The sequence below is a fragment of the Candidatus Eremiobacteraceae bacterium genome (assembly GCA_035314825.1).
Taxonomy (GTDB): domain Bacteria; phylum Vulcanimicrobiota; class Vulcanimicrobiia; order Eremiobacterales; family Eremiobacteraceae; genus JAFAHD01.
In genome coordinates this window covers 21,565-45,218 of record DATFYX010000044.1, presented here as the reverse complement: position 1 = coordinate 45,218, position 23,654 = coordinate 21,565, and the positions used below count along the sequence as shown (strand labels likewise).

The following is a 23,654-nucleotide window of genomic DNA, read 5'->3' as shown; positions in this document are numbered from 1 at the left end:
CCGTGGCTTCTTGGGTCTTACAAGGCCGACCTCTGCATCGAGGCTTTGCACGTCGGGGATGCGAACGACGGTGGCCTTGAGCGACACGCATCACGTCCCTGCGCCGTTCGACACAGGAAGCCGGCCGGCCGTGCTCGTCACCCGCGGCGGCATCGTCGAAAGCGAGCATTTCGTCCGTCACGCGCTCGCGCGGCCCGACGGCACGATCCTCTCATCGACCGGCGACATCGACGGGCCGACGTTCATGCGCTCGTCGGCCAAACCGCTCATCTGCGCGGTGGTCGTCGCGTCCGGCGCCGCGGATCGTTTCGGTTTCACCGATCGGGAGCTCGCGGTCGCCGCGGGCTCGCATAGCGGCGAACCCTATCACGTCGCCGCGGTGCGCAGCATGCTCGCGAAGATCGGGCTTACCGAGGACGCGCTGGCCTGCGGACCGCATCCGCCGCTGCATGAGGGTTCGGCGCGCGCGCTCGGGGCGTCGGGCGTGCAGCCGGGCCGCATCCACAACAATTGCTCCGGAAAGCACGCCTCGATCCTCGCCCTCGCGGTGCTTCGCGGCGCGTCGCCCGGCGGGTATCTGGCGGCGGACCATCCGGCGCAAGTCGAGATCATCGATGGCTGCGCGGCGCTGCTCGGCATTCCCGCCGCGTCGATGGCGATCGGCGTCGACGGCTGCGGTATTCCGGTGATCGGCGTGCCGATGCGCGCCGCCGCGACCTGTTTTGCGCGCTTCGCGGAGCCGGAGTCGTTCCCCGCGGCGTTACGCGCGCCGATCCGCCGCGTCGTCGGCGCGATGACGGCGTATCCGCGTTACGTGGCAGGCACCGGACGGTACGATACGGATCTCATGGAGGCCGGCGCGGGCGGAATCGTGTGCAAAGGCGGCGCCGAAGGCTATCACGCGACCGGGGCGCTGCACGCGCGGCTCGGGTTGAGCGCAAAGGTCGCGGACGGCAACTACCGCGCGATACCGCCGTTCGTCACCGCGATGCTCGCGCGACACGGAGCGCTCGACGCCGCGCAAACGGAATCGCTGGCGCGCCACGCGCGGCCGATCATCAAGAACTATGCCGGCGCGGAAGTCGGGGAGATCCTGGCCCTCTAGTCGTTCGTGTAGACGAGCTCGCCGCCGACGAATACGTGCGAGATGCGGTTGCGGCGGTCCCACACCGCCAGATCGGCGCGCAGACCTTCGCGCAGCATTCCCATCTCGGCATCCAAACCGATGGCCCTGGCCGGCGCCCACGTCGCGCAGGCGATCGCCTGCGCAAGCGAGACGCCGGTCGCGTTGACGAGATTGCGCACCGCCTCATCGGGCTGCAGACGGCTGCCGGCGATCACGCCGTCCATGTCGCGCACCACACCGCCGTCCTCGACCAAGCCCTCGGTCACCGGCATCGCGTCGGTCGCCAGCACGAGATTGACGCCCTTCAAACGATAGAGCAGCGCGATGTGCTCGGGCGAGACGTGCGCACCGTCGGCGATCGCCTCGCAGAAGACCGCCGGGTCGAGCATGTAGGCCACTAATATAGAAGAAGCGCGATGGTGCAATCCCGGCATCGCGTTGAATGAATGGGTGAGGATGCGATAGCCGTCCTCGATCGCGTCGAGGCCGACGGCGAAGGTCGCCGCCGTGTGGCCGGCCGACAGCACGACGCCGCGCCGCCGCAGTTCGGCAGCCGCGCGCGGTGCGTCGTCCACCTCAGGCGCCATCGTCACGCGGCATCGCCCGCTCGTCCACGTCTCGAGCAGCGCCTCGATCCGCCCCGGTGTCGGCGTGAGCAGATACTCGGCGGGATGGAAGCGGCGATACTCGGCACTGAGAAACGGCCCTTCGAAGTGCACGCCGAGCGCGCGCGCGCCGTCGGACGGCAGTTCGATCCGGCGATAGATCTCTCGCGCGCAGTGCAGCATCCGATCCCACGGTCCGGTGATGATCGTCGGCAGATAGGCGGTGAGCCCGGAGCGCAGGCCGTTGGTCGAAAGCGCGCGCATGGCGTCGAGCGGCTCGCGGTTGAACCAGTGCCCGGCCGCCCCATTGACGTGCAGGTCGATCAGTCCCGGCGTGATCGTGCTCCCGACCGGCAGCTCGTAGTCGAGATGATGCGGTCCATCATCGAGACGAGCGATGAGCCCGTTCTCGATGCGGATGCTGCCTTGATGCGAGGTGCCGTCGCCGATCGCCAGAAGCGCGTGACCGATCGTCCGTCCGCCCATGCCCGACGGTTTAGCGGACAAGCCTCAGAATTCCGCGCTCAGGCGGCCCGGCGCAAAGGCTGGTTGCCGACGAAGAGCGCTGAGTAGAGCGCCAAGAGCGCTCCCGCCAGGATGAACAGGGGTCTGACGGTGAGCGCGCCCACCGCGAAGCCCGCCACCGCGCTCGAGAACGGCAGGGCGGCGGTGTTGAGGATCATCGAGGCACTGATGGTGCGGGCGAGCAGCTCGGGGGGCGGCGTGCGCTGGCGCAGCTCGGACATCCAGATGAAAAAGCCTGCGTCGATCACGCCGATCACGAACAGCACCACGCACGCGAGCGCCAGGGTCGGTGTGAACCCGAGCAGGAGGAGCAGCAACCCGACCAGCGCCGACGAGACGATCAGCGAGATGCCGCGCGGGTATGGCCAGCGGCCGGTGCCGAGCGCGATGCTGGCCAGCAGCGATCCGACCGACACCGCTGCCAGCATGAAGCCCTGGCCGGCCGCACCGGTGCCGAATGCGTCTTTGCTCAGGAACGCCAGACCGACGACGCAAGCCCCGAAGAGGAAGTTGCTAAAGGTGACTAAGAGCGTCAATCCGCGCAGCAGCGGCTGCTCGAAGATGTAGCGCGCGCCGGCGAGCTCTTCGCCGAGCGAGAGCTCTCTCGCCGCGGGCGGGATGCCGGCGTCGATCGCGCCTGCCGGGATGAATGACGCGATCGCCACGAACAGCATGAAGCACAGCGCGCCGATCGCCATCGTCCAATTGGTTCCCAGGCTTGCGGTGACGACGCCGGCGAGCGCAGGCCCCGCGATTCCGGCGAGCTGATACAGCGACGAGTCGACCGCAAACGCGGTCACGATCAGCTCCTCGGGCACCATCGTCGGCAGATAGACGCGCATCCCGACGATCGTGATCGTGCTCGAGATGGCGGCCAGGCATGCGAGCCCGGCGAGCAGCCAGATATTGAGCACGTGGCCGAATCCGGCGAGCGCGATTCCGCCGACGCACAATGCGCGCACGAGGTTGTCTGCGAGCATGAGCGGCTTGCGCGGGTAGCGGTCCAGCAGCGACGCGGCGAAGAAGCCGGCCGCGATGACGCCGCCGGTGTACGCCATGAGGACGAGGCCGGTGGCGGTGGCGCTGTGCGTCAGCTCGAGCGCGGCCCAGAGCAGACCGATCGCGACGAACTGATCGCCCGTGCGCGCGAACGTCTGCGCCGTCACGAGCAGCGCGACGGCGCGATTGGCGAACAGCGCGCCGTAGCGGTCGAGACTCAAGCGCCGGCGCTACTCGCGTATGATCGACAGGAGCGCATCGCGTTTGGCCGCCAGCGTCGCGGCATCATCGGCTTCGACGTTGAGCCGGAGCAGCGGCTCGGTGTTCGAGGGCCTGATGTTGGCCCACCACGTCGGATATTGGATGGTCAGCCCGTCGAGATGGTCGATCTGCGCGTCGGGGAAGCGGCGTTCCAGCTCGACGAGTTTGGCCGGCGCATCGGCCACCTTGCTGTTGATCTCACCGCTGCGCACGCGCGTGTCGATCGGGCGCAGCAGCTCGCTCACCGGTTTGTCCTCGAGCGAGAGCAGTTCGAGCACGAACAGCAGCGCGATCATGCCGGAGTCCGCGAAGAAGTTGTCGCGGAAGTAGAAATGCCCGGAATGCTCGCCGCCGAAGATCGCGTTCTGTTCGCGCATGATCGCCTTGATGTGCGAATGCCCGACGCGCGTGCGGACGGGCACACCGCCATTTGCCGCGATGACCTCGGGCACCGAGCGCGAGCAGATCAGGTTGTAGAGGATCGTGGCGTGCGGATGGGTGCGCAGCAGGTTCTTGGCGACCAGCGCCGTGACCATGTCGCCGCCCACGAGTTTGCCGTGTTCGTCGGTGATGAACACGCGGTCGGCATCGCCGTCAAAGGCGGCGCCGAGATCCGCTCCGTTCTTGACGACCGCGGCTTGCAGCGCCGTCATGTTCGCGGGTTCTATCGGGCTCGCAGGGTGGTTCGGGAACGTGCCGTCGAGCTCGAAGAACAGCGGTATGAGCTGAACGGGCAGATGTTTGAAGACCGCCGGCACGATGAGACCCGCCATGCCGTTGCCGGCATCCACCGCTACCTTCAGCGGTTTGATCTCTTTCACGTCGATGAAGGACAGGCAGTGCTGGACGAACGCGGGCAGCGGGTCGCGCGCACTGATGGTGCCGGGCTTGGCAGCCGGCACGAAGTTATCGGCCATCGCCAGGTCGCGGATCGCGAACACGCCGGTCTCGCCCGACAACGCGATCGCGTTCTCGCGGGTCAGTTTAAAGCCGTTATAATCGCTCGGGTTGTGCGATGCGGTGATCATCACGCCGGCCGGATAGCCGAAATGCCCGATCGCGAAATAGAGCTCATCGGTGGAGGTCAGCCCCAGATCGACGACGTCGGCGCCTTGCATGGTCGCGCCCTTGGCGAAGGCTTTGAACAGCGGCTCCGACGACGGGCGCATGTCGCGCCCGATCGCGACCGTCGGCGCGTGCAGGTACTCGACGAATGCCCGCCCTACACGGAACGCGACGTCCTCGTTGAGCTCTGCCGGATAGATACCGCGGATGTCGTAGCTCTTGAAGATATCAGGATTCAATGCGCACCGTTGAGGACGGCATAGCGGTGCAGCCACCAGATGGCGAAGATGGCGAGCGCGAGCAACAGCAGCAAACGCCACAATTTCGGCGGCTTATCCATGGCGCTTCAGCTTGAACGAGGCTTGACGTGTGCCCTGTCTATTTCGCCGGGACGTGCGCCGCACTTCGGTACTGGGCGTTGGGCTCCAGGACGATGCGTGAGTTCGGGTAGTCGAAGTAGAGATTGAAGTAGTGCAGGAACTGATAGCCGATGAGCCCGTCGAGGTCGTGATCCGGGTACTTCGCATCCGATTGGAACACTTGCACGATGAAGTTGCTGAACGGCACGCCGAAATTGAAGACCTTCAGCTGGGTGGGGACGACCTCTTGGACCCCGCTGACGCCGATGGCGTAGTTATCCCCGAAATCGATCTGGCGCTTGCGCCCAAGGCCCTCGTCCGAGAGCACGTCTTTGTGTTGGCGCGCGAACGCAGGGAAGATGTACACGTCGTCAGCGCCGGTGTCGATCAGGAAGTGATCGCTTGCTGCGTTGCCGATCGACGCGCTGACGTACGGGACGAGGTCGTCAAGCAGCACCGGCAGGGTGACCGCCGTCTGCGGCATCGGCATTGTGCCGGGCGCGAACGCAGTGACTTGGCGGTTGTCCCAGTCGACCTTGAGGCCCACGTTTGAGATGAAGTCGTAGCCGAGTATCCCGACTACTTTCTCGGTGTCGGCCATGCGCATGCCGAACGGTTGGGAATACACGACGATGTTTTTCATGGTCAGATCGCCGACCCGTAATTCGGGCAACGTGACCAGCGAAGCTCCGGTCGGGCCTCCGAAGATCTGGCTGCCCAGCGGATACTGAGTCAGGTTGAGCTCGTCGACGACATCCTTATCGATCAAAATGTTGCTGGCGCCCGAATCGAGCAAGAAGTCCAGTCCGCGTCCGTTGATCATCACGCGCACGACGATGTGCCGCTTGAACGCGCTACCTGCGGTGGTGAAGTCGTTATCCAGGAGAACGACTTTGTTGTGGGCCGGATCCGGCATAGAAACGGGCAGCTGCACGCTCGTCACGCCGGCCGGAAAGTCGACGAGCCGGCGCGTGCTCTGCGGCAGATTGATCTGTGAGGGTTGCACGGGAACGTTCAGGCGCAACGATACGAGCGTCTCCGTCCGATCGCCGGCGAACTCTCCGTCGGTCGTCTCGACCACCCTCGCCACGGTCGCGCCATCGGTCGTCCGAAAATCTTTGAACGTCCGAGTGAAGCGGATGTCGTTGGAGATCCCTTCCTCACGTGCGATCAGTCCCGTTGATTTGTCGATGAACAGCCAGGTTGGCGGGTCGCTGGGCGGCTGCACTTGCACGATGTACGCGGCAACCGGTGACGTCACTTCGCCGAGCAACGTGACAGCATCGCCGGCGGTGCCGGCGCGCGCAGCGGCCATCGTGTCGTCAAAGCGCTCGTCCTCCTGGTGGATGCCGCCCTGTATCACGAGCATTCCGTTGACGTTCTGGCGCCAGCGGACACCGCCGATGCGGCCTTCGCGGCTGACGATTGGACCCCAGGCGTCCGTCGTTTCGAAATCCTTGCCTGACCAGACCGTCGTCGTGATCTCGTCGGAGCCGCCGGAGCGCGTCGACCATTCTTCGATGCGTGTCGCGAACGAATCCAACTGCTTGCCCTCGCCCTTCGCGTTGAGCGCCATGACGTCGGCGAGTGTGGCGGTCGTCGGCGTGATCCCATCGGGCGGGCCGAGCCGCCGGTCGAGGTCGGCCAAAGCTAAGGCGGGCGCCGTCATAAGAAACGCCGCAAACAGCGGAGCGAAGTATCCCTTCATGCTGCGTGACCTCTGCGGCGGTGGCTTCGCGTCGCCCCCGGGGCGCCCTTTTGGAGCCGCCTACCTTAGAGGTCGAGCCGGTAGGTCCGGTCGCACGAGCCACCCGGCTCAGGACCGCGTTTCCAACCGGTGGATTCGTAGAGATGAACGGCTGCCTCGAATTGAGCACGCGTCTCGAGGTCGAGGGTGCGCAAACGTCGCCTTCCGGCTTCATCCACCGCGAGCCGCAGCAGCGTTTTGCCGATGCCGCGGCCTCGCGCCGCTTGCTCGACGAACAGTTTGGAGATCCGTCCGCTGCCATCGCCCCGGTCGCGCAGCGCGATCGAGCCGACCACGCAGCCGCCCGTCTCGGCGACGTATTCCACGACCGCCGGATCCTCCACGCGGCCGAACTCCATCGCGTCGGCATCGAGACCCATCGGTTCGGGTTCGATGCCGAACGAGCGCAGCGTGTCGAAGATCAGCGCGACGACGGCGTCGCGATCATCGGGCCGCGCCCGCCGGAAGGCCGTCTCACAGGTCGTAATAGAGGTAGAACTCGTATGGCGTCGGCCGGATGCGCACTTCCTGGAGCTCCTTGGTCCGCTTGTAGTCGATCCACGTGCGGATCAGGTCCTCTGAGAAGACGCCGCCCGCGAGCATGAAATCGTGATCGCGTTCGAGCGCCGCCAGGGTCTCATCGAGGCTGCCGGGCACCGACTTGATGCGCCGCGCCTCGGCCTTGGGAAGTTCGTAGATGTTCTTATCGAGCGGACCGAAGCCGGCCTTGGTCGGGTCGATCTTGCGTTTGATGCCGTCCAAACCGGCCATCAGCATCGCCGAGAAGGCGAGGTATGGATTCGCAGCCGGATCAGGCGGGCGGAACTCGATGCGCTTGGATTTCGAGAAGCGTGGGCCTTTGAAGAAGATCGGGATGCGCACCGCCGCCGAGCGGTTGCCCATCGAGAACGCGACGTTCACGGGCGCCTCGTAGTGCGGCACCAGTCGCTTGTACGAGTTGGTGGTCGGCGCGCACAGCGCGAGCAGCGCGTCGATGTGCGTGAGCAGCCCGCCGATGTAGTACAGCCCGAGCTTCGACAGCTCGGCATAGCCCTTCGGATCGTAGAACAGATTGGTGCCGGCTTTCCAGATGCTCTGGTGGACGTGCATGCCCGATCCGTTATCGCCGAACAGCGGCTTGGGCATGAACGTCACGGTCTTGCCGTGCCGGCGCGCGACGTTGCGCGTGACGTACTTGTAGACCATCACGTTGTCGGATTGCTGCAGCAAGGTGTTGTAGCGGATGTCGATCTCGGTCTGCCCGCCGGTCGCGACCTCGTGGTGGTGCATCTCCACCGGCACGCCCCACTCTTTGAGGCTGAGCACCATCTCCGAGCGGATGTCCATGTGCTTGTCCGACGGCTGCACGGGGAAGTAGCCTTCTTTGGGACGCAGCGTGTAGCCGAGGTTGGGCTGATCGTCGTTGCCCGAGTTCCAGTGCGCCTCTTCCGAGTCGAGCGCGTAGCCGCTCATGTACGGCAAGTTGTCGTAGCTGACGTGATCGAAGATGTAGAACTCGAGCTCGGGGCCGAAGTATGCGGTGTCGCCGATGCCCGTCTTCCTCAAGTACGCCTGCGCGCGCTTGGCCACGTTGCGCGGGTCGCGGTCGTAGAGCGTTTGGGTGCGCGGGTCGAACACGTCGCAGATGAACGACGCGGTCGGGATGGAGCAAAAACCGTCGAGGCGGGCGCTCTCCGGGTCGGGGAGCAGCACCATATCGCTCTCTTGGATCTCTTGGAAGCCGCGGATGCTCGATCCGTCGAACCCGATGCCGTGTTCAAACGTCGCTTCATCGACGACATCGGCCGGAATCGACGTGTGCTGCCACATGCCCGGGATGTCGATGAACTTGAAGTCGACGATCTTCGCGTTGTGCTTCTTGATGAAATCGAGCGCGCTCTTGCTCGAGTTGCGAGGCGGCACTGGCATCCTCCCTCTCGGCCGCATGCATCCGGCCGCTCACAAAAAAAAGAAAATCCGGGATCAGGCGATCCCGGGAAGAAGCATGCGACGCCGCGCGCCGCAGGGCATTTATCCTTTGGTGTAAGCGCGCGTCAGGTCGGTTGGCCCAGCGTTGGGATGTGCATAACTGCGTGCGTTGTGGATAACTCTAACGCGCGACGACCGCCTCGGGCTTGGACGAAGCCACGTTGATCCCATACACGTTTGCCGGGGCGTATCCCAAACTGCCGTCGCTCTGGATGGCGAACAGCGTCACGCCGCTATTCAACACGTCCACCACGACGAGCAGGTTGCCGGCGGAGCTGACGGACAGATATGCGCTTTGCACGGCCTGGGTCTGGAAGGGCGCTCCGTTGACGCGCATCAGCGCGCCACCGACGCCGACGGCGTACGCGTCGACCGCTTGCGAGCCGGCGCACGCGAGATATAACGTCTGACCGTTAGGGCGCAGTGCGACGCCGATCGGAGCGGTTGCCGTGTTGGTGAAGAATGAGACGACGAGTTGACCCCCGGGGGCGATCGCGAAGACGCCGACGCCGTTTTGCGCCTGGCTCGCTGCGAAGGCGATTCCTGCAGAAGAAACCACGATGCCTTGGAAGGTTGTAGCCACTCCGTTCGTCGTCTGCGCCAGCGTGGTCAGCGCGCCGGTGGGGCTGACGTTGAACTCGGAGATCCCGGCGTTCAATGATGTGTTGGTGACGTACAGATGCATGCCGTCGGGAGAGAAGGCGCAATCCGCCGGGGCATTGAGCATATTCTGTCCGGAGGTAGTCATGCTCGCGAATGTGAGCGCGCCGGTGCCTCCGATGGAATAGGTCTCTACCTGGTTGCTGCTGCTGTCGACGACGGCTGCGAATGTGCTCGTCGGGTTGATGCAAATGCCTTGCGGCAAAGTACCCGCCGTCGTCACCGTGCCCAATGGCGGCGTGACGAGCGTGCCGTCAGGGTTGACGGTAAATGCGTCAACGCTGCTGCTGTCATAGTTGACCTCGTAGAGAACCGTGCCACCTTTCGCGAGGGCCATGCCGAACGGTGCGCCGGACATGCTGCTGGCAGACCCCAGATACGGTGAGTTTGGAAGAGGCGATGGCACGCCGCCGGACGCTATCGGAGCCGAATTGAATGCCGCGACCCTGTTCGGGTTGGTGCCGGCGTTGACGTAGTAGATCCCGGCCGGGATCGGCGGGGTCGGCGTCGGGTTGCCGCCGCCTCCGGGCCCTGTGCTCGAATTGGTACAGCCGGCCCCGGCAGCGATGGCGCCGGCCAATCCGACCGCCACGCAAAACTGGATCAGATGCTCTCGTGTCATGCGTTGCGGTTCTGCGTCGCCTAACCTAAACCTGGCACGCGCGGCAATAGTAGGTCGCTTCGCCGCCCGGATGCACCACCGAGACGCGGTGCCCGCAGCGCGGACACTCGGTCTTCTTGCGCCCGTGTATTTTCATGAAGCCGCGGTCCTGTTTGTGCAGCGGATGCTTGCGATCCGCGTATTGCTGCGCGGTGATCTCCGTCGCGTCGCGCAGCGTCGTGCGCATCGCGTCGTAGAGCGCGCGGCGCTGTGCGTCGTCGAGCGTGCCTGCGCGGCGCAGCGGCCGTAGCCGCGCCGCGAAGAGGATCTCATCCGCGTACGCGTTGCCGATCCCTGAGACGAACACTTGATTGCGCAGCGCGTTCTTTAGCTCTCCGCGGTGTTTGCGCAGCCGGGCGGCGAACGCGTCATACGTCAGATCCGGATCGAGCGCGTCAGGACCCAGCTGCGCGAACGACGGCACGTCGTTGTCAGGATCGGCGGTCAGGTAGATGCGCGCCATCAGCGTCGAATCCAAAAAGCGGATGTCCATGGCTTTGCCCAATTGCATGGTGAAGCACGTGGATGGCAGCGACGGGGCCGCTCGACTGCACACCGCGAACCGGCCGCCGAGCATCGGGTTGACGATGAGCTGCTTGTCGAAGCCGGCAAAGGAGAAGATGAGGAATTTCCCGCGCCGCTGCACGCCGGCGATCGTCTTGCCGCGCAGCTCGCGGGCGAACTCGAGCGGCGGATACCGGATGATGAACGCGCGTTTCGGATCGAGGACGACGCTGAGGATCGTGGCGCCCGCGCCGTGCTTGTCCAGCGTGGCGCGCAGCAGCTCGAGTTCTGGCAGCTCAGGCATGCCGGCGCGCCGCCGCGATCAGCTCGACGGGTACATCAAGATGGTGACGGGGTAGTTCTGGTTCTCCGTCGTGACGTTGACCGGCACCGCCGGACCGTTCAAGCCGGGTGCCGACGCATACACGGACTGCGGGCCGACCGGCACTTGGACGATCGTGCACGTTCCGCCGGCAGCTGTGGTGCAGTTCCCGCTCGGCCCGGTATTCAGGATGACGAGCGCGCCGACCACCGGCTGGTTGTTGCTGGCCAGCACGACGGTCGCCGTGACGGTGCCGAATTTCTGCACACCGATGGCATTGGGATTGGGGCAGCCCGTGAGCCCGAGCGCGGCCAGACAGACGGCCGCGAGCAACGCGTGACGCATGGGTTGGTCGGTTTGGCGCGGGCCATGGGGAGCCCTGGCGGGGCGGTTGTGCGTTGCACCGGCGGCCCCGCCGGGGTATACTTCAAGGTACACGGGCGCACTCACCAGCCGAAGCGAGTATTGACGCCATGTCCACCCGATTTCATGTGCCATTCTTCTTAGCTGCAGTGGGGGCCGCAGGCATTCTGACGGCGCCCGCGCTGGCTCGTGCCGACAGCGCAACGCCTGGTCCGAGCTATCCGTCCATGGCCGTGCCCGCCGGCGCCCATTCGGCGTCGGCTTCGGCGCTGCTCACCGCCGCCCAGGTCGACGCGGATCGGGGCGACAACGAAGCCGCCGCCGAGAAGCTGCATCGCGCCGCGGCGCTGGAGCCGCGCAACATCGAGATCCAACGCTTGCTCGGCGACGTGGAATACCGCCTGCAGCAGTATCAAGCTGCAGAGGCCGCCTATCAAGCGGTGCTCGCCGTCGATCCGGGCAACCGCGACGTCGAGAACCGCCTCGGCGGCGTCTACTCCGCGGAAGACCGCTACGACGACGCGATCGCCGCGTTTCGCAAGAGCCTGCCGTCGAAGGAGGGGTTTGCGAACCTCATCCTCGCGTATCAGGACGAGGGCAGACTTGGCGAACTTGAGTCCGAGTACAAGCTCGAGGAGACGCGCAACCCGTACGAACCATCCAATCATTATAACCTCGCCTCGATCTACAAGGCCGAGAAGCACTACGATGCGGCGATCGCGCAGCTGCAGTACGCGCTTGACCGCGATGCGCGCTACGTGGACGCATACAACCTGCTCGGCAACGTCTACGGCGAGCTGGAGCGTTATGACGACGCGATCGCGCAGTATCACAAGGCGATCGCCATCGATCCCCACTACGCGTTCGCCTGGAACAACTGGGGCGTCGAGCTGATAAACGAGGGTGAGTATCGCCAGGGCATCGAGAAGGTCGAACGTTCGATCGCGCTGGATCCGCAGCTCGCGCTCGCCTACGAGAACTTGGGCGTCGCGTACGACAACCTGGACGACTTCACCCAAGCGGTGGAAGATTTCCAACGCGCGGTCAGCCTCGATCCGCACGATCGAAACGTGTTCATGAATCTCGGCGCGCTCTATTACAGGCACGGCCAATACAACTTGGCCGAGGCAGCGCTCATCAAGGGATTGTCCATGCAGCCCAACAGCACGAAGCTGCACTATGGGCTCGGGCTGACCTACGAAGCGCAAAAGAAGTATGCGCTCGCCGAGGATCAGTTCAAGATCACGCTCTCAGAAGATCCCAAGGACTCCGATGCGGCATCGGAGCTGGCGTCGCTCGAGTCCGCGCAAAAACACTAAGGCTGGACGGCGATCGCCTCGATCTCGACGAGCGCGCCCAACGGGAGCGCGGCGACGCCGACGGTTGAGCGCGCGGGACGATGCCCCCCGACAAAGCTTTCGTAGATCGCGTTGACCTTGCCGAACTGCGTCAGGTCGGTCATGAAGATGGTCACTTTGGCGACATCGGCAGGCCCGAGGCCGGCGGCCTGCAGCACTGCGCCGACGTTCGAAAACGCCTGGGCGGTCTGTGCGTCCAGGCCCTCCACGAGGGCACCCGATGCCGGATCGATGCCGATCTGGCCGGCTGTGAACACAAGGCCGCGGGCCTGCGTCGCCTGCGAATAGGCGGCCACGGGGACGGGGGCGGAGGGGGTGGCGATGAGCTTCATGGGCCGTCGCTACGCGCGCTCCCCGGGCCGGACCTGCCGATAGAATAAGAAGATAGCGGCTAGCGTATGCGGCCGTGTTCGCAACGATGGAATACACACCGGCTCGACCGTCTTTGGAACAGGAACGCGCGGCTGAGACCAGCCTTCTGCGCGTTCGCCTCATCACGGTGTTCATCGCCGCGGCGGTGGGCGCGTCGCTGCCTGAGTCCCATCCGTCGTGGGTGCGCCCGACGGCGATCGTCGTATGGCTGCTCGCCAGTCTGATCGCCTATTACATCAACGCGCGCGCGCGCAGCGTGACCGTCATCCGCTGGACAGCGCGGTCGCTGCTGATCATCGACTTCATCGCGCTGTCGGCTGTGGTCCTCGCCTACGAGTCCATCTTCCCGGCAACTTGGGTCGGCTTGGTCATCTTCACCGCGATCGCCGCGGCCCGGGAACGCTACACCGGCGCACTCATCTCGGGTGCCGGCGGAACGCTGGTCATCATCATCGGCCACGCCGCGCACATCGTGCCGGCATCCGACGTCACGGGCGTCGGCAATCTCTTCTTCCAGATCGCCGTGCTATGGCTCAATGTCCTCAACGTGGGCCTGCTCGTGCGCGAGATCGACGAGCGCAATCAAGCGCTCGCCAAGCGCAGCGAAGAGCTGTCGCGCGCCGCGCAAGTAGAAGAGGCGATGCTCGCGGAGACCCGGGCGCAGGCCAGCACCCTGCGCAAAGTCGTCGAGCTGAGCGTCACGCTGATGCGCGAACGCGAGCTCTCGATGCTGCTCGACCGCATTCTTGAAGCGGCGATCAAGGCGTTCGGTTTCCGTGCCGGCTCCATTCTCGTCGCCGACCGCGACCGCGAGACGTATCGGTACAGCGCGGTGCGCGGCTACGCGCCTAACATCGAGCTGACGCTGCGCCATCGCGAAGTCGCGTTCGCACAGGCGCAGTTGAAGATGGACAAGCGCTTTGCCGTGCGCCACTGGGTGTTCTATGCGCCGGTCGAAGAGCAGACCTGGTACACCGATCCCGCGCTGGTCTACGATCACGAGCGCCTGGGCGAGCCGCGCAGTCGCCAGGACGAATGGAACGAATCCGACACGCTCATCTTCCAGCTCCATTCCTCGTCGGGCGATGTGATCGGCCTGCTCGTGCCGGATGCGCCGGCCGACAACCGCGTGCCCTCGAAGACGACCATCGACAACGTGGCGCTCTTCGCGCATCTGGCCGCGGCCGCCATCGAGAACGTCCACCTCTTCACGACCGAGCAGCGGCGCGCCGAAGAGCTGACCGAGACCAATCGCGAGATCCAGCGCCTCTACCGCGAGGCAGAGCTGGCCGCCGAAGGGCGACGCAAACAAGCCGCGCGCTTGGGCAGCATCTTGGACCTCACCGCCGCGATCTTCAAAGAGCGCGACCTGGATCGCATGCTGCGGCGCATCCTCGAAGTCGCCGTGGGCCAATTCAACTTCACCGCCGGTACCATCGTGCTGCGCGACCCGACGCGCAACGTCTTCGTGCGCCGGGCAGCGCTAGGCTATCCGGACAGCGTGGTCGGAAAAGAGATCTCGGAGGCGGAGCTGCACGCGTCCATGTCCCCACGCGCGCGCATCCGCGACACGTACTACTACACGCCGATGGAATTGCACGTCGGGGGCGGCGTAGTACGCAATCCGCAGCTTTCGCAGCTGCCGCGCAGCGCGCCGGGCGAGTGGCACGAGGACGACCTGCTCATCTTCCCGTTCTTCGACTCCGACGGGACGCTCATCGGCGTCTTGTCGCCGGACGAGCCGCGCGATCACAAGGTTCCGGACGAAGCGACCATCCGTACCATCGAGGTCTTCGCCCAGCTCGCCAGCGTCGCCGTCGAGGGTGCACGCCTGCGCGAGGCCGCAGGCGGGGCCGCGCTCCGAAGCTAACTTCCAAGAATCTTCACACCGCGCGATGGCGCCGCTGGTATCATGGTGGGCGCATGAGCGACAAACACGAGGATGAGCCGCTCCCGGCAACCGCTCTATTCCTGACCGGTCTTGGTATTTTCTTGGTCGTCGTCTGGGCGCTGATGTGGGCCTTGATGACGAGCCGGTGGTGACGTGCACATCGACCGCCTCGAGCGCATCTGGCTGATCTTCGGGATCACCGCGCTTATCGTGTTCCTGGGCATCATCGGCACCGCGGCGATCAGCGAAGGCATCCTGCCGCCCAGCCATGTCCAGACCATCGATCCGACCAAGGTGGCGCAGACGCCGCCGTTCGACAATCCCGGCCTGCGCAAGATCGGCCCCAACGAGTATGAGGCCTACGTCATCGCGCGCTATCCGGCGTTCACGCCGCACCAGATAACCGTGCCGGCGGGCGCCAAGGTCACCTTTTTCGCCACCAGTCCAGACGTGGTCCACGGTTTCTTCATCACCAACACCGACGTCAACATGCTGGTCGTGCCCGGTTGGGTGAGCACGTCGACCCACGTGTTCCGCACACCCGGCCAGTATCTGCTGCTGTGCAACGAGTACTGCGGTTTGGACCATCATTTCATGTACGGCACGATCGAGGTCCAATGACATGGCGGTGACGCAGGTGGCGCGCGAGAACGGCCTCTCCCTCGCCTATGTCTACACCGCGACCGGCGCGATTGTGGTCGGCGCGATCTTCGGCGTGCTCCAGGCGCTTTCGCGCGCGCAGGCCTTCGTCGCGCCGGCCTGGTTCGATTACTATCGCATGCTCACGGCGCACGGCGTGCTCATGGCCATCGTGTTCACGACGTTCTTCATCTGCGGGCTGTCGCTGTTCATGGTCTACCGCGCGGTGCCGCGCGACCGTTCGCTGACGCTGGGCTGGTCCGGCTTCGCGCTGATGCTGTTCGGCACGCTGATGGCGACCTGGGCGATCTTGTCCGGCAACGCGTCCGTGCTCTACACGTTCTATGCGCCCCTCAAGGCGCATCCGGCCTTCTATATCGGCGCCACGCTGCTGGTTATCGCGACGTGGTTCGTGCTGGCCGAGATCTTCGAGAACATCATCTATTTCCGGCGCACGCATCCAGGCGAACGGCTGCCGCTGGTCGTGCACGGCGTCGCATGCACCTTTGCCATGTGGTTCATCGCCACCATCGGCGTCGCGACCGAAATGCTGTTCTATCTCATCCCGTGGTCGCTTGGCTGGGTGCCCACGGTCGACGTGATGATGACGCGCATGCTGTTCTGGTACTTCGGCCACCCGCTGGTGTATTTCTGGATCATGGGCGCGTATCTGATCTGGTACAACGTCGTGCCCGTGTTCTATGGCGGCAAGGTGTTCAGCGACTCGCTGACGCGGCTCGCGTTCCTGTTGCTCCTCATCCTGTCCACGCCGGTCGGCATCCATCACGAGTTCATGGAGCCCGGCATCTCGGCGGGCTGGAAGTGGGTCCATACGATGACGACCTATGGCGTCGTCATCCCGTCGATCATGACGGCGTTCGCGATCTTCGCCTCATTCGAGATGGCCGCGCGCCGCAAAGGCCAATCCGGGTTCTTGGGCGTCATCCGCTCGCTGCCGTGGGGCAATCCGGCGTTCGCCGGTCCGGCGCTGGCGATGGTGCTGTTCATCTTCGGCGGCGCCGGCGGCATCGTCAACGCGTCGTATAGCCTGGACACGCTGGTGCACAACACGATGTGGATCGTCGGCCACTTCCACGTGACGGTCGGCGGTCCGGTAGCCCTCTCGTTCGTCGGCATCGCTTACTGGCTCGTGCCCGCGCTGACCGGCCGCAAGCTGTGGGCGCCAAAACTGGCGCTCGCGCAGGTCTGGGCATGGTTCATCGGCATGGCGATCATGTCGACCGGCATGCACTGGGCGGGCATCTTGGGCTCGCCGCGCCGCACCGACAACGTCTCGTATTTCGGCGTGGCGGCCGCGCACTCGTGGCAGCCGGAGATGATCGCAGCCGCCGTCGGCGGGGTCATTCTCTTCATCAGCATCCTGATGTTCGCGACCGTCGCGATCGGCACGCGGCTAAGCAACGAGCCGGGCGACACCGCGGTGGAGTTCGCGCAGGCCGAGCCCGAGGCGATGCCGACGCCGGCGTACTTGGACAACATCGGCGCGTGGGCGGCCGCCGCGGTCGTCCTCGCGGTGCTGGCCTATATCGGGCCGATCCACGAACTCATCGCGGCGCACCCATATGGAGCGCCCGGCCTGCGGACCTGGTGAGCGCCTGCTCGTACGCTGTCCCGTAATATGTCGTTTGTCGCAGCCTTCACAGACCTTCCCACCCACTTCACGCCCCGCTCATCGGCCCGCCACCCCGGTCTGTGAGAATACGCTCTAGGAGGTACCTGTCATGGCTTTTTCGATTTCACGGCACCTCGCGGCATTAGCCGGCTTTGCCGTTCTCATGATCGCCGCGCCGGCTTTCGCGCATCCCACGGTCGACGTCGTCGCGGCGAACTGGAAGTTCACGCCGGCGACGGTCGAGATGCATGTCGGTGAGACGACCGTTATGCACATGACCTCGAGCGGCGGCGTCCACGGCATCCAGTCCGACGATCTCGGCATTCCGCAGACCGTCATCAAACCGGGCGAGTTCGTCGACGTCAGCGTCACGCCGAAGAAGGCGGGCACCTACGTGATCCACTGCACGATTCCGTGCGGTAGCGGTCACGGCGATATGGTGCTGACCATCGTGGTCAAGCCGTGAAGGCGCATATCCGGGGGACCGTCAAGGCGACGGTTCTCATCGTCGGCGCGGCGCTCGCGGTCGCTTTCGTGATCGAGAGCGTGCGGCCGACCCAAGCCATGCCGCCCTTCGCACAGGCGTACGGCATCAACTGCGAGGTATGCCATTCCAACGTCCCGGCGCTGAACGACTACGGGCGGTACGTACAGCGCACGGGCTATGCATCGCTGGATCCGAGCGTCATACACGGCGTCAACCCGCTGTGGGTCCAAGCAGCAGCCGCCGTCGACACGCAGGACCCCACGTTCCCCGGTAAGGTCCTGTTCGGAAATCTGAACATCCAAGCCGCTGGGTATATCGGCAGCGACGTCACCGTGCACGCCCAGCAATGGATCGTGCAGGGCAACGAGCCCGGCGGCACGGATACGCTATGGCTCACTTACAACAATCTGCTGCACCGGGACGGCCACTTCACGGTGGGCAAACTGGAAGTCCCCGCGCCCTCGCCCTTCAGCCAGTGGTTCGAGATCGCGCCGTTCGCCCCGCCGGAAATGACGGTGGGAGAACATGTGTATGAGCTCGATGCGAACCGTTGGGGCTACAAGTTCGGCTACGTGCGTCCCGGCTATCTCATCGAGGGCGCGTATACCGGACCCGGCGGAGATCTCAATACCGCGTTCGACTTCACGACGCCGACCGACAAGACGTTTCAGTATCGCGTGGCATATGCCCGGCCCGACAAGCCGGTCGAGGCGGGCGTCTACGGCGCTGCCGGCTCGTGGCCGCTGTCCGACGGCACCTACGATGAGTACACGTCGATCACACCATACGTCGAGATCGATTCACAGCACAACGTGCCGGGACTGTTCGCGATGTACGCAAGCAATCACGACTCGAATGCCGGGCCCGGATTCGGGCCTGCCAACAGCAGCGGATACACCATCGACGTCTTCGAGCCGTTCCTCGACAGCAAGGTGATGTTGGGCGGGCGGTACGAGATGACCAACGACGGGCTCGGCACCGTCACCCACTATGGCTACGTCAATCTCGGCGTGATGCTCGCGCGGCGCGTGTCGTCGGCGAACGCCAATGCGCTGATGCTCAACGGCGAGGTCAGCATGGCGAGCGGAACGACCGCGCCCGGCTGGCAGGCGTCGCTGACGTGGAATACGACGCTGGGCAACATGAGGGGCCTGTCTAGATAACAGACCCCCTTAGTCCCGCGACCTCGCCGCACGACGGCGGTGCGGCGCGCAGCTCCCGGCCCGGCGGATCGCGAACGAATATCCGGCGACCGGGAGCTTTCCTTTTATCGGGAGCGGCCGAGGTGCTCGCAAGCCAACCGTTCAAGCTGGCGGTCCTGTGAAGCGCATTGCGGACAGCGCGCCGTGGCAGGGTCTCACCCTAGCGCAGGCGGCGACGATGCAGCCCGCCGCGGTCGTCGCGCAACTCGATCGCGTTCGGCGAGCGGACCGGCCGTCGCGTCATTTGCTGCGGCACCGGAGAGCGGCGCATGCAGCCTGACGCGACGGGCTCGCAGATCGCCGAGCCGGTCCATGACGTCACGCGCGTGCGCGCGCAGCCGCTTGCAGCCATCTTCGAGCCCAAGACCGTCGCCGTGATCGGCGCGACCGAACGCGATGCCAGCGTCGGACGGCGCGTGTTCGAGAATCTCGTGACGGGGACGTTCGCCGGCGAGGTCTTCCCGGTCAATCCGGCGCACGCGGCCATTTTCGGCAAGACGGCGTATCCGAGCGTCGGCGCCGTCCCCGCGCGGATCGACGTCGCGATCATCGTGACCCCCGCGGCGGGCGTTCCTGCGGTCGTCGAAGAGTGCGTCGGCGCGGGCGTGCGCGGCGCGATCATCATCTCGGCCGGATTCCGCGAGGTCGGCGCGGCCGGCGCGCAGCTCGAACAGCAGATCCTGGCGACGGTCCGCGCGAGCGGCATGCGCGTGGTCGGCCCGAACTGTTTCGGCGTGATGTCGCCGGGCATCGGCTTCAACGCGACCTTCGCGCGCGCGCCCGCGCGCCCCGGCACGCTGGGGTTCGCCAGCCAGAGCGGCGCGCTGGGCAGCGCTATCCTGGACTGGAGCCTCGACCAAGATTTCGGGTTCAGCCGCTTCGTCTCGGTCGGCTCGTTGCTCGACGTCGGCTGGGCCGACATCCTGTACTATCTGGGCGACGATCCGCAGACCAAGAGCATCATCGCCTACATGGAATCGGTCGGCGATGCGCGTTCGTTCATGTCGGCGGCGCGCGAGGTCGCGTTGGTCAAGCCGATCATCGTCATCAAGGCCGGCCGCAGCGACGCGGGTGCGAAAGCGGCGGCCTCGCACACCGGCGCGCTGACCGGCAGCGACGCGGTGCTCGACGCGGCCTTCGCCCGCTGCGGCGTGCTGCGCGTCGACACGATCGAGGACGTGTTCTTGATGTCAGAAGTGCTCGCGCGCCAACCGCGTCCGCGCGGCAAACGGCTCGCGATCTTGACCAACGCCGGCGGGCCTGCAGTGCTCGCGGCCGATGCGCTCGTCCAAGGCGGCGGCGAGATGGCCGTTCTCGGGGCCGCCACCATGGCGCGGCTGTCCTCGTTCCTCCCGCCGGCATGGAGCCACGGCGATCCGGTCGACATCCTCGGCGACGCCGACGGCGAGCGCTACGCGTCGGCGATGGCGGCGGTCAGCGCGGACGACGCCAGCGACGGCGTGCTCGTCATCTTCGCGCCGCAAGGGATCTCGGATTCGGACGACATCGCGGCGCGGCTCGCGCCCTTCGCCCGCGTGCCGAACAAGCCCGTGCTCGCGAGCTGGCTGGGTGGCGCGGGTTCGTCGGCCGGCGATCAGCGCTTGCGCAAAGAGGGCATACCGACCGTGCCCTATCCCGATGCCGCCAGCCGCATGTTCAACTACATGTGGCGCTACGACGACGCGCTGCGCAGCCTGTACGAGACGCCGGTGGAGCAAGAAGAGGCCGGTATCGATCGCGCGCGGGCGAAAGAGATCATCGCGTCCGCGACCGGCGCGGGCCGCACGCTGCTGGCCGAGATCGAGGCCAAGTCGCTGTTCGCCGCATACGGCATCCCCACCGTGCCGACGCTGCTCGCGGCGTCGGCACAAGACGCCGTTCGCGCTGCCCGTTCGCTCGGGTTTCCGGTGGCCGTCAAACTGCATTCGCACGTGCTCACGCACAAGAGCGACGTCGGCGGCGTGGTCCTCGACGTGGCGCACGACGCCGATGTCGTCGCCGCCTTCACGCGGATCGAGCAGGCCGCACGAAAAGCGGGCGGCGCCGCCGCCTTCGAGGGCGTGACGGTGCAGCCGATGATCACGCGCGAAGGCTACGAGCTGATCGTCGGGAGCAGCGTGGACGCTCAGTTCGGTCCGGTGCTGCTGTTCGGCCTCGGCGGAACGCTCGTCGAGGTCTTCCAAGACAGCGCGTTGGGTCTGCCGCCGCTCACGTCCACGCTTGCGCGCCAATTGATGGAGCGCACCAAGATCTTCCGCGCGCTCGAAGGCCTGCGCGGCCGCGCGCCGGTCGACATCGCCGCGTTGGAACGCGTGCTGGTGAACGTCAGCAGGCTCGTCGGAGAACAGCGCCGCGTCAAGGAGCTCGATATCAACCCGTTGCTCGCATCGCCGTCCGGACTCGTCGCGCTCGATGCGCGCGTGGTGCTGCACGACGCGAGCGTGCCGGACAGCGCACTGCCGAAGGCCGCCATCCGCCCCTATCCGCGCCAATACGAAGGGCGCTGGAGCGCCGCCGACGGCACCGGGTTCACCATCCGCCCGATCCGCCCCGATGACGAGACGCTGCTGCAACGCTTCCACGAGACGCTGTCGGAGAGCAGCGTCTACCGCCGCTACGCGCACGTCGTGCGGCTCGACCAGCGCGTCTCGCATAGCCATCTCATCCGCTCGTGCTTCATCGACTACGACCGCGAGATGGCGCTAGTCGCGCTGCCGGAAGCCGGCGGTCCGGCGATCGTCGCCGTCGGCAGGCTGATCAAGTCGCACGAAGGCGACGAAGCCGAGTTCGCGCTTGTCGTGACCGACGAAGTACAGCGGCACGGCCTAGGCCGCGAGCTCTTGCGCCGTCTCATCGACGTCGGGCGCGCCGAGGGCGTCGGGCGCATCGTCGGCCATATCCTGGCCGACAACAGCGCGATGCTGCACGTGTGCAAAGAGCTGGGATTCACGACCGCGTTCGAAGCCGACGCGTCGATGCTGGACGCGTACATCGACCTTTAGAAGTCCGTTAGAAGTCCGTCAGCCGGCCGATCGGAAAACCGACGCGCAGCGCGTTGAGCACGGCGGCGACGTCGATCACTTCTTGCGTCACCGCCCCGGCGATCGGCGGAAGATAACCCGCGACGGCCAGACCCATGCCGATGCAGCTGAGCGCCATGCCGCCGATCGCGCTTTGCAGCGCGATCGCTCGCATCCGCCGCCCGATGTGGATGATCTCGTCGATCTTGCCCAGCGACGGCTCCATGATCACCGCGTCCGCTGCTTCAGCGGTGATGTCGCTGTTCTGTCCGAACGCCAGCCCGACCGTCGCCGCTTGCATCGCCGGCGCGTCGTTGATGCCGTCGCCGATGAACAGCGTCGGCTCCTCGCGCGTGAGAGCCGCCACGATCGCGACCTTCTCCTCAGGCGTCTTGCTGTAATGCAGTTCCGCGATCCCGACGCGCTCCGCCAGGTAGCGAACCTCTGATTCGCGATCGCCGGAAAGGATCATCACGCGATCGATGTGGTGGCGCGGGATGAGGTGGCGGATGAAGGGACCGCCTTCGACGCGCGGCTCGTCGCGGAAGCGCAGCGCGGCGGCGAGCGCGCCATCGACGAAGACCAGCGACTCAAGACCGCCGGCTCGCGCAGGCAGCGCTTCGGACCGACGCCCATCCCGCGAGGCGCTCTGGCGGCCGAGGATTTCGACCGTCCGCCCGTCGACCAGGCCGCGCAGCCCGGCCCCAGGTTCTTCGCTGATCTGCGCGACCTGGTCGAGCGGCACCCCCGCCGCCTCGCTCGCGCGCACCACCGCGCCGGCGAGCGGGTGCTTGGAGTAGCGCTCGAGGCTGGCGCTCAGCGCGAGCACCTGGTCGCGCGTGAACCCGGACAAGCACTCGACGTCGGTCAACGCCGGCTGTCCGTATGTGAGCGTGCCGGTCTTGTCGAAGACCATCGCGCGGCACGAGTCGATGCGCTCGAGCATCGCCGGATCCTTGACGATGATCGCGTGGCGCGCGGCCAGCGAGATCGCGCCGATGATCGCGACCGGGATGGCCAGCAGCAGCGGACAGGGCGTGGCGATCACCACGACCGCCAAGAAACGCTGCGCGCTGCCCGTCACGAGCCAGCCCGTTGCGGCGATGGCAAGCGCGATCGGCGTATACCAAGCGCCCAACCGGTCCGCGAGCCGGCGCAACCGCGGGCGCTTCTCCTCCGCCTCGCGCATCACGCGCATGATGCGCGCGTAGCGCGAATCCACGGGTAGGCGTGCGGCCTGGATCGTCATCGCGGCATCGCCGTTGATCGCGCCCGAGAGCACTTGGGAACCCGGCGCCTTGGACGTGCGATACGGTTCGCCGGTCAAGTACGATTCGTCCATCCATCCGTGGCCGAGCGTCACCGCGCCGTCCACCGGACACAGCTCGTGCGGCAGGACGGTGAGCGCATCACCGACCACGATGTCGTCGAGCGCGACGTCGACGATGCCGGCCGCCGTTGCGCGATGCGCGACGTTCGGCATGCGGCGCGAAAGCGCTGCGAGGATCGACGACGCGCGCCGCGCGGCGAACTGCTCCAGCGCTTCGCCGCCCGAGAGCATGAGCACGACGATGCAGCCGACGATATACTCGCCCAGCAGCACTGACGTCGCGATCGAGATGCCGGCCAAGAGATCGGATCCGAAGTCGAGCGCGATGAGTTTGCGGATGAGCGTGTAGAGCAGCGGCACACCGCCGAGCACCAACACCGCATACAAGGGGAGAACGGAGACAGACCGAGGCAGGGAGAGGCCGTACTGCATGACCAGGCTGGCTGCGATGCCCGCCGTCGCGAACGCCGCGATGTAGATCTCGATCGGCGTGCGGACGCTGGCCTGCGCGTTGGCGGGCCCGTTCATGCGTGCGT

Annotated in this window: 19 protein-coding genes; 8 read left to right on the top strand and 11 right to left on the bottom strand. The window is 65.8% G+C overall.

The annotated features are described in order from the left end of the window. The first annotated feature begins 76 nt into the window (after nucleotides 1-76). On the top strand, nucleotides 77-1,105 hold the full coding sequence (locus tag VKF82_05955) for an asparaginase (protein HME81602.1): 1,029 nt from the start codon (nucleotides 77-79) through the stop codon (nucleotides 1,103-1,105). Here VKF82_05955 and VKF82_05950 read toward each other — a convergent pair. The 9 genes from VKF82_05950 to VKF82_05910 form a co-directional block, all read right to left on the bottom strand. Continuing rightward, nucleotides 1,102-2,238 (bottom strand): amidohydrolase family protein, encoded by a 1,137-nt coding sequence (locus tag VKF82_05950; GenBank protein HME81601.1) that lies wholly within the window; start codon nucleotides 2,236-2,238, stop codon nucleotides 1,102-1,104. The genes VKF82_05955 and VKF82_05950 overlap by 4 nt on opposite strands. Before the next feature lie 17 nt (nucleotides 2,239-2,255). Next, nucleotides 2,256-3,476 (bottom strand): MFS transporter, encoded by a 1,221-nt coding sequence (locus VKF82_05945; protein HME81600.1) that lies wholly within the window; start codon nucleotides 3,474-3,476, stop codon nucleotides 2,256-2,258. A gap of 9 nt (nucleotides 3,477-3,485) precedes the next feature. After that, nucleotides 3,486-4,820 (bottom strand): hypothetical protein, encoded by a 1,335-nt coding sequence (locus VKF82_05940; GenBank protein ID HME81599.1) that lies wholly within the window; start codon nucleotides 4,818-4,820, stop codon nucleotides 3,486-3,488. Between the two features lie 139 nt (nucleotides 4,821-4,959). Continuing rightward, entirely contained in the window at nucleotides 4,960-6,648 is a 1,689-nt protein-coding gene (locus tag VKF82_05935; GenBank protein HME81598.1) for an aspartyl protease family protein, read from the bottom strand. Nucleotides 6,649-6,713: 65 nt separating this feature from the next. Continuing rightward, nucleotides 6,714-7,067, bottom strand: a complete 354-nt coding sequence (locus tag VKF82_05930) for a GNAT family N-acetyltransferase (GenBank protein ID HME81597.1) — start codon at nucleotides 7,065-7,067, stop codon at nucleotides 6,714-6,716. A 94-nt stretch (nucleotides 7,068-7,161) separates the two neighbouring features. Further along, nucleotides 7,162-8,610 (bottom strand): type I glutamate--ammonia ligase, encoded by a 1,449-nt coding sequence (glnA, locus tag VKF82_05925; protein ID HME81596.1) that lies wholly within the window; start codon nucleotides 8,608-8,610, stop codon nucleotides 7,162-7,164. A 187-nt stretch (nucleotides 8,611-8,797) separates the two neighbouring features. Continuing rightward, the gene (locus tag VKF82_05920; GenBank protein ID HME81595.1) at nucleotides 8,798-9,958 is read right to left on the bottom strand and encodes a hypothetical protein; all 1,161 of its coding nucleotides are present in this window, start codon (nucleotides 9,956-9,958) and stop codon (nucleotides 8,798-8,800) included. A gap of 25 nt (nucleotides 9,959-9,983) precedes the next feature. Then, a complete protein-coding gene (locus VKF82_05915) occupies nucleotides 9,984-10,805 on the bottom strand; it encodes a DNA-formamidopyrimidine glycosylase family protein (protein HME81594.1) in 822 nt (273 codons plus the stop codon). Between the two features lie 18 nt (nucleotides 10,806-10,823). Beyond that, the gene (locus tag VKF82_05910) at nucleotides 10,824-11,168 is read right to left on the bottom strand and encodes a carboxypeptidase-like regulatory domain-containing protein (protein HME81593.1); all 345 of its coding nucleotides are present in this window, start codon (nucleotides 11,166-11,168) and stop codon (nucleotides 10,824-10,826) included. A 128-nt stretch (nucleotides 11,169-11,296) separates the two neighbouring features. Here VKF82_05910 and VKF82_05905 point away from each other — a divergent pair, with 128 nt between their 5' ends. Continuing rightward, nucleotides 11,297-12,505, top strand: coding sequence for a tetratricopeptide repeat protein (locus VKF82_05905; GenBank protein ID HME81592.1), 1,209 nt, complete (start codon nucleotides 11,297-11,299; stop codon nucleotides 12,503-12,505). Here the strand turns inward: VKF82_05905 and VKF82_05900 are convergent. Beyond that, nucleotides 12,502-12,876 carry a Rid family detoxifying hydrolase gene (locus VKF82_05900; protein HME81591.1) on the bottom strand — a complete coding sequence of 125 codons (375 nt, stop codon included), beginning with the start codon at nucleotides 12,874-12,876 and terminating at the stop codon, nucleotides 12,502-12,504. The two genes, VKF82_05905 and VKF82_05900, sit on opposite strands and share 4 nt — an antisense overlap. Before the next feature lie 113 nt (nucleotides 12,877-12,989). Here VKF82_05900 and VKF82_05895 point away from each other — a divergent pair, with 113 nt between their 5' ends. From VKF82_05895 to VKF82_05870, 6 genes are all read left to right on the top strand, one after another. Then, nucleotides 12,990-14,786, top strand: a complete 1,797-nt coding sequence (locus VKF82_05895) for a hypothetical protein (protein ID HME81590.1) — start codon at nucleotides 12,990-12,992, stop codon at nucleotides 14,784-14,786. Nucleotides 14,787-14,960: 174 nt separating this feature from the next. Continuing rightward, the gene (locus VKF82_05890; protein HME81589.1) at nucleotides 14,961-15,428 is read left to right on the top strand and encodes a cytochrome c oxidase subunit II; all 468 of its coding nucleotides are present in this window, start codon (nucleotides 14,961-14,963) and stop codon (nucleotides 15,426-15,428) included. Nucleotide 15,429: 1 nt separating this feature from the next. Next, the gene (locus VKF82_05885; GenBank protein ID HME81588.1) at nucleotides 15,430-17,058 is read left to right on the top strand and encodes a cbb3-type cytochrome c oxidase subunit I; all 1,629 of its coding nucleotides are present in this window, start codon (nucleotides 15,430-15,432) and stop codon (nucleotides 17,056-17,058) included. 130 nt (nucleotides 17,059-17,188) lie between these two features. Then, entirely contained in the window at nucleotides 17,189-17,545 is a 357-nt protein-coding gene (locus VKF82_05880; GenBank protein HME81587.1) for a cupredoxin domain-containing protein, read from the top strand. Next, nucleotides 17,542-18,729 (top strand): hypothetical protein, encoded by a 1,188-nt coding sequence (locus tag VKF82_05875; GenBank protein HME81586.1) that lies wholly within the window; start codon nucleotides 17,542-17,544, stop codon nucleotides 18,727-18,729. Before VKF82_05880 ends, VKF82_05875 begins: the two co-directional genes overlap by 4 nt. A gap of 308 nt (nucleotides 18,730-19,037) precedes the next feature. Beyond that, nucleotides 19,038-21,770, top strand: a complete 2,733-nt coding sequence (locus VKF82_05870) for a GNAT family N-acetyltransferase (protein ID HME81585.1) — start codon at nucleotides 19,038-19,040, stop codon at nucleotides 21,768-21,770. Nucleotides 21,771-21,777: 7 nt separating this feature from the next. On the opposite strand, the gene VKF82_05865 is transcribed toward VKF82_05870, so the two are convergent. Further along, complete coding sequence (locus VKF82_05865; protein HME81584.1) at nucleotides 21,778-23,646, bottom strand: heavy metal translocating P-type ATPase; 1,869 nt, start codon at nucleotides 23,644-23,646, stop codon at nucleotides 21,778-21,780. Nucleotides 23,647-23,654: the final 8 nt, after the last annotated feature.